8 protein-coding genes are annotated in these 12,678 nt (G+C 36.6%); all 8 read right to left on the bottom strand.

Annotation, left to right across the window (positions count from 1 at the left end; genetic code table 11):
* Window positions 1–67 precede the first annotated feature (67 nt).
* Window positions 68–1,366 (bottom strand): amidohydrolase family protein, encoded by a 1,299-nt coding sequence (locus ABVM53_RS00570; RefSeq protein WP_405328254.1) that lies wholly within the window; start codon window positions 1,364–1,366, stop codon window positions 68–70.
* 2 nt (window positions 1,367–1,368) lie between these two features.
* A complete protein-coding gene (locus ABVM53_RS00565) occupies window positions 1,369–4,353 on the bottom strand; it encodes an amidohydrolase family protein (protein WP_405328251.1) in 2,985 nt (994 codons plus the stop codon).
* Window positions 4,354–4,443: 90 nt separating this feature from the next.
* Window positions 4,444–5,517: a DUF3810 domain-containing protein gene (locus ABVM53_RS00560; RefSeq protein WP_405328248.1), complete on the bottom strand. Its 1,074-nt coding sequence runs from the start codon at window positions 5,515–5,517 to the stop codon at window positions 4,444–4,446.
* A gap of 8 nt (window positions 5,518–5,525) precedes the next feature.
* On the bottom strand, window positions 5,526–6,335 hold the full coding sequence (locus ABVM53_RS00555) for a sugar nucleotide-binding protein (RefSeq protein WP_405330881.1): 810 nt from the start codon (window positions 6,333–6,335) through the stop codon (window positions 5,526–5,528).
* Between the two features lie 36 nt (window positions 6,336–6,371).
* Window positions 6,372–7,454, bottom strand: coding sequence for a glycine cleavage system aminomethyltransferase GcvT (gene gcvT, locus ABVM53_RS00550; RefSeq protein ID WP_371457435.1), 1,083 nt, complete (start codon window positions 7,452–7,454; stop codon window positions 6,372–6,374).
* A 53-nt stretch (window positions 7,455–7,507) separates the two neighbouring features.
* Entirely contained in the window at window positions 7,508–8,806 is a 1,299-nt protein-coding gene (gene thrC, locus ABVM53_RS00545) for a threonine synthase (RefSeq protein WP_405330880.1), read from the bottom strand.
* 85 nt (window positions 8,807–8,891) lie between these two features.
* Window positions 8,892–9,821, bottom strand: coding sequence for a homoserine kinase (locus ABVM53_RS00540; protein ID WP_405328245.1), 930 nt, complete (start codon window positions 9,819–9,821; stop codon window positions 8,892–8,894).
* A gap of 85 nt (window positions 9,822–9,906) precedes the next feature.
* Window positions 9,907–12,345, bottom strand: coding sequence for a bifunctional aspartate kinase/homoserine dehydrogenase I (gene thrA, locus ABVM53_RS00535; RefSeq protein WP_405328242.1), 2,439 nt, complete (start codon window positions 12,343–12,345; stop codon window positions 9,907–9,909).
* Window positions 12,346–12,678 lie beyond the last annotated feature (333 nt).

Raw genomic sequence — 12,678 nt, 5'->3', positions numbered from 1 at the left:
GATTACCAAAAAAAAGGTTCGGGATTATATCCCGAACCTTTTATGTTATAAATGATAGGTTTATTTATTATTTAGCACGTTCATACTTTTCCATATAGCGCTTGTATAATTCAGTCTGATGACTTTCAAGGCTTATAGATCTTCCATTAATAAATGCGTGGCTAATGGTATTACCACTCATTTCTAAAGCATTTCCTTTACTTACAATAAGTGTAGCATCTTTACCAGCTTCTAATGTTCCTAGTTTATCAGACACTCCTAATATGGTTGCAGGATTCTTTGTTATAAGCTGCAATGCATCTTCAAAGCTGAGGCCGTGAGCAGTAGTTTGTCCTGCATAAAAAGGAATATTTCTGGATTGCCAGTACTCACCACTATTTCCTAAGGCTACGGTAACATTTGCGTCAACAAGATCTTTTACCATTTTAAAAGAAATATTATAGTCATCATCTTCGGTATCTGGTAAACTATGTACGCGAGCAAGAATAACGGAAACATTAGCTTTAGCAATGGCGTCCGCTACTTTGTAACCGCGATATGCACCTACTAATACTACTTTTTCAATATTCATAGCTTCTTTAAACTTTAATACATCGAGTATCTCTTTTTCAGAATCCACGTGAATATATAAGTTTTGAGTCCCATCAAGAATACCTTGCATTGCTGCATAAGGCAAATTCTTAACTGAAGAATCTCCCGAGGTAAAAGCTTTAGATTGAGCTATAAAGTTTTCGATTTCGGTAATATCAGATTTGTAATCTTTGTTAGGGCTATAGCCAGGATCTTCACCTTCCCACCAGCGGCCTCGTCGATAGCTGTTAGGCCAGTTTAAATGAATACCGTCTCCACGCTTAACAGCAGCATCTTCCCAGTTCCAGGCATCGAGCTGTACTACAGATGATTGTCCTGAAATCGTGCCGCCCTGAGGCACAGCCTGCGCAATTAACACACCATTAGGACGCATACTTTCTACAACTTTAGATTCTGCATTATAAGCCACAATTGCCTCAATATGCGGATTGTATTCTCCTACTTCGTCCTGATCTTCAGTAGCTCTAACCGCTGAAATTTCAACCAGACCTAGAGTGGTGTCAGGAGCAATAAATCCCGGGTATATATGTTGACCATCTACATTAATGATCTCACCACGTAGGGGCATTTTTGTTGTACGTGCGTCATAGACACCGGTAATTTTTCCGTCTTTAATAAAAATCAGGCTTTTTTCAATTACCTCTCCATTGCCTATGTGGGCAGTAGCACCGGTTAACGTTATCTCGCCCGTTTGTGCTATGGCAGGTGTTTGCTGTGCTTGCATAGATAGTGTAGCAAAGAACAGCGCTATAAATAATTTATTTAGCGTTTTCATAATTAATCTAGTGTTTCTAAAGTGTCACAATCTAATCGCTGTTTTTCTTCTTTTTTCGCAGGTTGAGTTTTTAAACCTTTGTTTTTTGCAGACAACATAAGCGTAGTTAGCTTGTTCTTTTGCATTTTAACTTCTTCTCGTAGTTGCTTATCTTTTTCAATATCAAAGTATACAGCACCTTCAATAAGTGTTTTTTCTGCCACTGCACTTACAGACATAGGGTATGTTGACCATAATACTAAATCGGCATCTTTACCCTCTTTAATACTACCTGCACGATCATCTATGTGTAGCATTTTTGCAGGATTAAGCGTAACAAATTTCCAAGCTTCCTCTTCTGGGACGCCACCATATTTCATCGTTTTTGCAGCTTCTTGATTTAATCTGCGACTCATTTCTGCATCATCACTATTTATACCGGTTAACACACCTGCACTCCACATAATTGCAGCATTGTATGGTATTGCATCATTAACCTCATATTTGTAAGCCCACCAGTCACTAAAGGTTGAGCCTGCAACTCCATGTTCAGCCATTTTATCTGCAACTTTGTAGCCTTCAAGAATGTGTGTAAATGTATTTACTCTAAAATCAAAATCTTCGGCAACCTTCATAAGCATATTAATCTCACTTTGAACATACGAGTGTGATGATATAAAACGCTCACCGTTTAAAATATCTACAAGCGTTTCCATCTCATAATCCTTACGATAGGGTTTGCCACTTTTCATTTTTACTTCATATTCTTTTGCACGCTGAAAATAATCTGTAAACATTTGCTGTACTCCCATACGGGTTTGTGGGAAACGACTAAAACTACCCCAATTTGATTGTTTTACATTTTCTCCCAAAGCAAATTTTATAAACTTAATATCGTCAAGAACCATCTCGTCAATACTAGATCCCCATTTAAGTTTCATAACAGCAGATTGACCACCTATTGGGTTTGCTGAGCCGTGTAATAGTTGAATAGTGGTCACTCCACCGGCAAGATCACGATAGATATCAATATCGTCTGGATCTACAGCGTCCCGCATACGTACTTCTGCAGATGAGTTCTGCCCAGATTCATTAACATCAAATGCAGCTATATGAGAATGCTCATCAATTATACCGCTCGTAAGATGTTTCCCGGTGGCATCAATTACTTGTGCTCCTCCAGCGCTGAGGTTTTTACCTACAGCTGCTATTTTCCCATTTCTCACTAGAACATCTGTTTGTTCTAGAATTCCTGCTTCTTCATTTGTCCAAACAGTAGCATTTTTAAATAAAATGGTTTGTGCTTTTGGTTTCTCTTTATAGCCGTAAGCAATATTAGGATAGGTAAGTGGCATTACTTCAATTGCCTCTTCTTCCTTATCAGAATCCTCTTTATCTTTAGAATCAGATTCTTTTGAAACCGTATCCTCCTTTTTAGTAGCTGTGAAATTACTTTCACTCCCATTAGGTAGAATTGCTGTTCCAGACCATTTTCCATTAGGATTTACCTGAGCAGTTAATCGAGTGTATTCTTTATTGTCTGAATTTTCACCGGTAAATAATACAGTTAACCATCCATCAGAATACGATACTTTAGATCCTAATTTGGTTTCTCCGCTTTTAACAGTTACTGCCGGTTTCTCTAAAGATTTAGAGATTTCCATATCATAGGTTTTTCCATTTACAGCAAGCGCATAATTTCCATCAATATCAACTATTGAAGCATCTTTAATCACATTTTGTGATCCCTGAACCCAATTCTCATAGATTATAGTTTCCTTATCAAAAATGGTTCCTGATGTTATGAGTAAGTTTGCCCAAGCACCGTTAGTTAATGATCCAATTTCTTTAGATTTACCTAAAAGTTCTGCAGGTATAGTAGTAAGAGCTCTTAATGCAGTTTCTTCTTTTAAGCCATATTTAAAAGCTTTACGAAGCATTGTCATCAATTTATCTGGAGACTTTAAATCTGTGGTGGTAATGGCAAATTTAAGTCCGTTATCTTGCATAGCCGCAAGATTTGTAGGTGCTTGATTCCATTCTAGCATTTGACTTAAACTTACATAAGATGCCTGATACGGATCTTCAACATCGTAAGCTTCCGGAAAATTTACTGGAATGATGTATGATGCACCGGTTTGTTTAATCTCACCTATACGTTTATATTCATCGCCGCCACCCACAATAATAAATGGCACATTTACTTCTTTAGAAAGTTTAGCAATACGCAGATCATCATAAAGATTGTCACCATAGAATATTTGAGGCAAATCCATATTTGCATTTAAGGCTTCAAGAGCTAAATCTTGTGTTGCTATATTTCCGCCCTTATACCATTTTGCATCTTCAAATACTTGTCTTATTAGAGCGGTAGCTCCCATTATCGAACCAGGATAAGACTGTGGAGAAAGATTACTTTTATTAAAAGAAAAGAATTGGGCAGAACGAGTTTCTAATAAGCGTTCTGATGTCCCTCCATTATCATTAAGTGCGACTAAGATTCCATTTCCACGCACTAAGCCGTCTGCTTTATGGGTGTTTACAACACCAAAGCCAGCTTCCATTAATTCTTTAGCTGCCTTAGAATCATATTCAAAATTATTCAGCGCATTTGTTTCTGCTCTTACATGATCATTCCAATAGTAGCCATCACGTGTTGGCTCATATTGCGGACTACGACCATTACGCTCGCGTTTTGGGATTTCTACCCCAAAAGTAGAATACATTTCAATAAATGACGGATAGATATGTTTTCCCATCAGATCAACGATAACGGCATTTTTAGGCGCATTTACAGATTTGCCAACAGATACTATTTTGCCATCCTTAATAAGTAAACTTCCGTTTGAAACAACCTCCCCGGGAGTGGGGTGCAAGGTTGCGTTTTTAAAAAGTGTGTAGTTAGTGTTAATGGTTTTGACACCATCATTTACCGGAAAATACTCTTGTGCAGATAAAAAGCAACACATGAGTAAAAACCATCCGGAGAAGAATAGTTTTTTTTTCATTTTTAACAAATTGTTTAGAGTTTCTTAAAGATACTTTTTGTGCAGTTTGTTAGCTGAAAATTGTAATTAATTAGGAATAATTTAACGTTTTTAAGGCAATGTAGTTTTATTCTCAAAATAATTCACAAGTAGAGCAACTACATAGCTATAGCTTTGCATCCCCGAAGGTTGGTTGTTGACTTTGAGATAATTACCGTAAACAATTGCAAGAATGGGTTCGATAGGATTTTCATAAGCATTCCAGAAATCCTGTGATTCTCTATAATTAGCCACAATACCTGGACTTACTTGTGTACTTAGGATTTCACCCATAGTACGGTTGCGATTGTATACTTCTCCTAAGCAATATCTTAGGGCAAAGATATATCCTGAATATTTAAAGTATGGATCAGGATTATTTGTGGTTGCCATCACAGCTATAAAGTTGGCTTCATTTTCTTTAGCAAATCCTAACTGGTGCGCCTCTTCGTGGCAAGCTACAAGCGGCCATCGATGCGCAGGCATAAGACCGTTTATTTGAGCTTCTTGCGTGATGGGATTTAAATAGCCGCCAAACCCCATATAGGTAAGCGGAAGTCTAAAGAGTGAGTTTTTAATACTTTTAGGAGTATAGTCTAACTGCGGAAAATTATCTTCGACTATAGCATAACCTTCGGGAGTTTTGTCAAATACTTCAGCTAATGAATACTTAAATTCTACTGCCAGACTATCATTAGACTGTAGCTGCTTATGTAGTTTATTTGATTCTTTTATGAGTCTTTGGGTAAGGCTCACTAAAGCTTCCGTAGAATAATCTTTTTCTATCGATAAGGATTCGTGTAGGGGAAGCCTGTAATAATTGAGACCCCACAGAATATGGAAATTGAAGTAAAGGACATTAGCTAGCAAAATTCCTTCAGTCAAAAACTTCAAAATAGTTTGAAATCTGTTTCTTACTAATTTTAAAAGCGAAATAACTAGGTAGAGAATTAATATCGCATACATCACGTCACCAAAGGAAAAAGGTAACCACCCAAATACGAATCGAAACACTTTAGAACTGTAAGAGTAGAAGCCAGTACTATAGAAATTTTCAATAAAAAGCGGAAAATGTGCGACAATTTTTAAAGCTGCTATCTGTAAAAGGAGCAAAGCCGAATAGATAAACAGTTTTTTATATTTCATAGTATAGCTTAGTAAGCATACGATTCTGCCACTACTTCCTCATTGGTAATCGCTAAATGTCCTGGTAATTTATTGTCTTTGGGAAGTACAGCTAAATACCGGTCAAAATTGGAAGTGTAAACCAACTTAAAATTGGGTTTGATCTTTAAATCTAGTTTTTGTACAATTTCATTAATAAACTCCTGATGATGAATCAAATCATTACTTCCTAAATGAAAAATCCCAAATCGTTTTCTATTTATAATATAATGAATCTGCTGAGACAATTTTTTATCTGTATTTGTATTCATTATTAAATGGGGAAAAACCTCAACTTGCTCTTGAAGTAAAATGGCATTTTTGATTTCTCGTACACGTGGAGAGTTAGCCCCAAAAACCATTGGCAACCGTATAATGGCATATTGCTGTTCTGGTAAATAGTTGAGAAAAAAGTTCTCGCAGCGTATTTTCAGTTTACCAAATTTACTTGTAGACAAGGTTTTATCAAGTTCGTAACTTGGGTAATTTGTAAACGCATCAAAGACATTTGCAGAAGACAGGTAGATCACAAAAGTACCGGTACGCTTTGCATAATCGCATAAATCCTCGTGTGCTTCAACCTGACCTTGAAAGTCACCTCTAATTGCAGAAATAACAATATTAGGTCTTACAAAATTGAGTACTTCATATATGCTATCTTGTACTACATCAAAACGAATAAAATGTTTGTTGTCTGAAAATATTTTACCAGTATGATAAGTACCATAGGTATCATAATACCTGTGTAATTCTTTATACAAGGCACCACCTAGAAACCCACTGGCTCCTAAAATGAGTATTCTATGTGAATTTTGGTTCGGGATAACTTGCTTAATTTAACCTTTGTAAAAAGGTAATTTAACAACCTTAGCGGCTATGTTTTTATTGCGTACTTTGATGAAAATTTCGGTATCTACTGCCGTGTTTTCAGTTTTCACATAACCAAGTCCTATCCCTTTTGAAAGAGATGGAGACATTGTTCCAGATGTTACCACACCTATTACAGTATCATTTGCGTCTACAATCTCATAACCGTGACGAGGTATACCCCGTTCTAGAAGTTCAAAACCTACAAGTTTTCGGGTAGGACCCGATTCTTTTTCGGCTTTAAGAGCCTCTGCATTTATAAAATCTTTAGTGAATTTTGTAATCCAGCCTAAACCAGCTTCGATAGGCGACGTGGTATCATCAATATCGTTTCCGTACAAACAATATCCCATTTCCAGACGTAATGTATCACGAGCAGCCAGACCTATAGGTTTGATACCATATTCTTTTCCGGCTTCAAAAACCTTAGTCCACAATTGTTCTGCGAACTCGTTATGGCAATAAATTTCAAATCCGCCACTTCCAGTATATCCTGTAGCACTTATAATCACGTGATCAATTCCTGCAAAAGGGGCAACTTCAAAATTGTAAAATTTTATAGCAGAGAGATCAGTTTCCGTAAGAGACTGCATAGCTTCGATAGCTTTAGGTCCTTGAATTGCTAAAAGCGAAAAGTTGTCTGAAATATTCTTAAGCTCAACGCCCAGATCGTTATGACTACTAATCCATTCCCAGTCTTTCTCAATGTTTGAAGCATTAACTACCAGAAGATATTCATTTTCTCGTATGCGGTAAACGATAAGATCATCTACGATTCCCCCCTCATTATTAGGAAGGCAGTTATATTGAGCGCCACCTATTTTAAGTTTAGAAAGATCGTTACTACACACCTTTTGAAGTAGGGCTAGGGCGTTTTCTCCTATTGCTAGAAATTCACCCATGTGTGATACATCAAAAACACCAACACCAGTGCGCACGGTCTCGTGTTCTATGTTGATTCCTTCGTAAGAAACAGGCATATTGTAGCCTGCAAAAGGAACCATTTTAGCTCCAAGACTTTCGTGTATTTTAGTAAGTGCTGTAGATTTCATCTGTAAATTTTAAGTCCACAAATGTATCAAAACTACACTGAAAAGCGCACCGACTACTTCAACAAAAACGCTTTAAATTGATCGTAATTTTTAATAGCTATGGCTTGCTTTTCTTTATGGATAACCTGCTCAATTTGAGAAGGAATACTAATTTCTGCATCAATCACCTCATTTACAACGGGTAAAAATTTAACAGGATGAGCAGTTTCAAGGAAAATGCCATAAGCATCAGGATGTTTTATTAAATAATCTTTAAGACCTAAATAACCTACTGCTCCGTGAGGGTCTGCTATATAACCGGTTTCTTTGTAAATATGCTGCATAGCCTCCTTAGTTTCTTGATCTGTATAGGAGAACGATGAAAGTTTTTTTGAAAGCGCTTCGAGATCATTATTAAATAATTTCTGAATGCGTATAAAATTTGAGGGATCACCCACATCCATCGCATTGCTAATAGTAGCTACCGAAGGTTTAGGTTTGTAAACTCCCGTTTTTAAAAACTCAGGAACAATATCATTGCTATTAACAGAGGCAACAAAATGCTTAACGGGCATTCCTAATTTATGAGCAACCATACCTGCGCAAATATTTCCAAAATTACCGCTAGGCACAGAGAAAACAAGTTCCTTGCCTTTAGATTTTGCCTGCTTGTAGGCAAATAGAAAATAAAATAACTGCGGAATCCAACGTGCAATATTGATCGAGTTGGCAGATGTAAGTTTGCGTTTAGAAGTTATTTCTCCATCTAAAAAGGCAGTTTTTACCATAGCTTGGCAATCATCAAACACACCATCAACTTCTAGAGCTGTTATATTTGCTCCCAGAGTTGTAAGCTGTTTTTCTTGAATATCACTAACCTTACCTGTTGGATAAAGAATGACCACATCAACCCCTTCCACATTTAAAAAACCACGTGCAACAGCCCCTCCGGTATCTCCACTTGTTGCAACCAAAACTGTTACCGGTTCCTGCTTTTTATTTTGTGCAGAAAAGTACCCGAGACAACGAGCCATAAATCGAGCACCAACATCTTTAAATGCCATAGTAGGACCGTGAAATAATTCTAGTGTTCCAATATTTTCTTCGATCTCCACAACCGGAAAATCAAAAGAAAGTACATCTTCAATTATGTCTTTTAAAGCTTCGTCGGGGATAACTCCTTCTACGAATTGTTTGATTGCTTCAAAGGCAATTTCATTATTTGAAAGCGATTCTATGTTCTCAAAAAAAGAGGAGGGAAGTGGTTTAATTTCTTCAGGAAAATATAAGCCTTTATCGGGAGCAATGCCGCGAACAACAGCTTCTTCTAAACCTACATTTGCTGCCTTTCCGTTTAAACTATAATAGATCATTTTTGTATCGTATTCGTGGTTATAAAATCGGTGATTTTTGTCTTTTCCTACAGCTAGGAATAATTCCAAGTCTGCTTTTTGATTGTTATTTTTGTTCTAAAATTCGATTTCCAAATTTTGAAACTGGCGATATATAACTATCTCCTTGCATATTTTTTAATTTCAATGCATTTGATAATGCAACTTCTACATTACCAGCATCTTTAACACCCTTACATAAGGTAAACATTGAAGGTCCAGAACCGCTAATTCCAAAAGAAATACCACCATTTTCGAGTGCGGTTTGTTTATAGAAATCAAAATTTGGGATTAGATTTTTGCGATACGGTTCTACCAAAACATCTTGAGTACTCGATGCGATTAGTTCGTAATCTTCTGTGTAAAGTCCGGCTATTAATCCGGCCAAATTTCCAGACTGTTTTATAGCATTTTGCAAGGAAACTTGCTTGGGTAAAATCGCTCTAGCTTCTTTGGTTTTGATTGTTATTTGAGGATGAATTATCGTCACATAAAGATCATCAGGAACCGATAATGAAACAATATTTAAAGGGGAATAACCTGTGATTAAAGTAAAGCCACCATACACACAAGGAGCAACATTATCTGCATGTTCATTGCCACTTGCAACTGCTTCTCCTTTCATTCCAAAAGCTGTGAGTTCTAAATTTGAAACAGGTCTTTCTAGAAATTGATTGATGCCATAAACGATACCTGCAGCACTTGCGGCACTACTTCCAACTCCGCTTCCAAGACGAATTTTTTTATGTATTTCAACTTCAAAACCAAAGTCTAAATCAAGTGAATTTAGCATAGCTAATCCTGCAACACCCACAACATTTTCTTTAGGTTCAAAAGGTAAATCTGCGCCGGTTATTTTAGTGATTTTAATTCCTTTTTCTAGTACTTTTCGTAGTACCATTTCATCGCCAAGACCGTCAAGAGCAAAACCCAAAACGTCAAATCCACAATTTACATTAGCTACAGTTGCCGGAGAAAAAACCCGTATTTCGTTCATTGTTTTGTTTTCAAGATTGAAGAAGAAAACTAAGAAAATTGAATAGGCATTCAATTTTCTTAGCTATACTTTGAGAATTATGATTTTAGAATGTTGCAGTTCTAATTATATCTGCAAAAAGTCCGGAAGCGGTTACATCTCCTCCTGCACCTGCACCTTTAATTTGCATAGGTTGTTCTGGATAACGTTCAGTAAAAAATAAAACAATATTATCTGAGCCTTTCAAATCGTAAAAAGGATGCCCTTCTGGTACGCTCTGTAAGCCTAAGCTTGCTTTGCCATTATCTAGCTGAGCAACATATTTTAGACGGTGATTTTTAGCTTCTGCATCTGCAACCAGTTTTTCAAAATGAGCTGCATCTTCTTTTAATGTTTCAAAGAAATGAGAAACATCTGTACTTTCTAGGTTGTTCTGGGTTAAAAACGGATCATTAGTGATATCCTCTAAATTGATTTTGAGTCCGCTTTCTCGAGCCAATATTAAAATTTTGCGAGCAACATCTACACCACTAAGATCAATACGAGGATCTGGCTCTGTGTAGCCTTCTGCTTTTGCAGCTTGTACAACATCGTAAAAACTATCACCAGATTTAAAATTATTAAATACAAAATTTAAACTACCCGATAATACAGCTTGGATACGTTTTACACGATCTCCCGATGCGATGAGGTTATTTAATGTATCTATAATAGGTAATCCCGCGCCTACATTAGTTTCAAATAAGAGTGGAGCGTTATATGTTTTGCTTAAATGTTTTAATTCGTTGTATTTATCATAATCTGAGGAGCAAGCGATTTTATTACAAGCTACTACCGCAATACTTTGTTTGAGGTACTTGCCATACATTGCTGCAACATCTGCATTTGCTGTAATATCAACAAAAATGCTGTTACGCTGATTTAACTCTACTACAGCGCTATGAAAAGAATCTAGTGTTACCGGCGTTCCCTCTTCTAGCAATGCCTTCCAGTTTGATAAATCTATTCCGTTTTCATCAATTAGCATTTTTCGAGAGTTGCTTAGTCCCAGAACACGCATATTGATATTAAGTTGCTTTTTTAAATAGTCTTGTTGTTGCTCTATTTGTTTTAGCAATCGTTCACCTACGTTACCAACACCGGTAATAAATAAGTTTAATTGTTTACGTTGTGCTTCAAAGAAACGCTCGTGTAGGCTGTTTAAAGCTTTCTTAACGTCTTTTTGAGCAATGACAGCAGATATGTTCTTTTCACTAGCACCTTGTGCTATAGCTCGGATATTAACGTTGTTTTTACCTAATGTACTAAACATTTTACCGCTTATTCCCTGATGACTTTTCATTTGGTCTCCAACCAGGGCAATTATACTAAGACCGATTTCCATTGTAAGCGGGTCAATTTTATTCAGAGAAATCTCATACTCAAATTCCTCATCAATGGCTAGTTTAGCCTTTCCTGCATCCTCTTCCATTACCCCTAAGCAGATACTATGTTCGCTTGAAGCTTGAGTTATCAGGATAATATTTATCCCTTGATTGCTTAAAGTTTCAAAAAGGCGCTTACTAATTCCCGGAATTCCTACCATTCCGCCACCTTCTAAGGTTAGAAGAGCTACATTGTTGATGTTGCTTAAACCTCTTATAGGGTTCTCATTAATTCCCACTTGATTTTGAATAAGCGTACCGGACTCTTCAGGATGCAATGTGCTTTTTATACGAATAGGGATGTTTTTGCTCATTACTGGAACAATGGTAGGAGGATAAAGCACTTTTGCTCCAAAATGTGAAAGTTCCATCGCCTCGTGATAAGATATTGTGTCTATAGGCTTCGCTTGTTTTACAAGTTTTGGATTAGCGGTATACATTCCGCTTACATCTGTATAGATCTCCACTTGTTCCACATTTAAAGCTGCGCCTACTATGGCAGCAGTAAAGTCTGACCCTCCACGTCCCAAGGTAGTCGTTTCTCCAGATGCACAACTAGCAATAAAACCCGGTAGAACCGTTATTTTTTGAGTTGCTTTTGCAAAGTAATATTCTAGCTGGCTATTTGTTACCTTGTAGTTTACACCGGCTTTAGTGTACTTATCGTTTGTGGTAATAAGATCCCGGCTATCTTTACGTGTGGCATCAAGACCCTGAGCGTACATCGCTCTTACAATTATAGTAGAAGATAAAATCTCACCAAAAGCCAAGAGTTTATCTACAGTTTTTGGGGACAGTTCATTAATTAAAAATATACCCTGCAATAGAGATTTTAGATCGTTAAGAAGATTTTGAATTTCAGCAAGTGCTTCAGCATCATCTTTGACCAATGTGGTTATAAAGTCAAGATGCTTACGTTCAATTTCCTCAAAAATTGAAGCATATTCATCTTTTTTACTAGCCTCAATTCCGCATTGCATAAGTAAATCTGTAATACCACCTAAGGCAGAAACTACAACGGCTATTTTTTGATTTTCAGCAGCTTTAGAAACAATGCTGATTACTTGGTTGATGTTTGCAACACTTCCTACAGAAGTACCGCCAAATTTTAAAACACGCATGGCTTTTGTGTTTGATATGAATAAGATATGAGTTGGTTTCGTGTAAACACGAATAGAAACGAAGTTATATGTTTATATAATACCCCTAGGGGTAATAATGAAAGCAGTTGCAAAACCAATACGGGTTGCAATTGTGAAGTTTGTAATACAAGTATTTGCTTTCATAGCTATTAACTGTTGCTTTCAAAAGTATTATTTTTACCTTGAATGACAAGGCTTAGCAGTTACTTTTGAGGAATTAGCAGCCTTAGGATTTTAAAAAGGTTATTTATTAATAATACCTTAAAAACACTTCAATACTTACGAATTGTTCAAAAGACTCATTAAAATATT

The sequence above is a fragment of the Leeuwenhoekiella sp. LLG6367-2.1 genome (genome assembly GCF_045055775.1).
Taxonomy (GTDB): Bacteria; Bacteroidota; Bacteroidia; order Flavobacteriales; family Flavobacteriaceae; genus Leeuwenhoekiella; species Leeuwenhoekiella aequorea.
The sequence above is the reverse complement of the archived record's forward strand: the minus strand, read 5'-3'. Positions and strand labels throughout refer to the sequence as shown.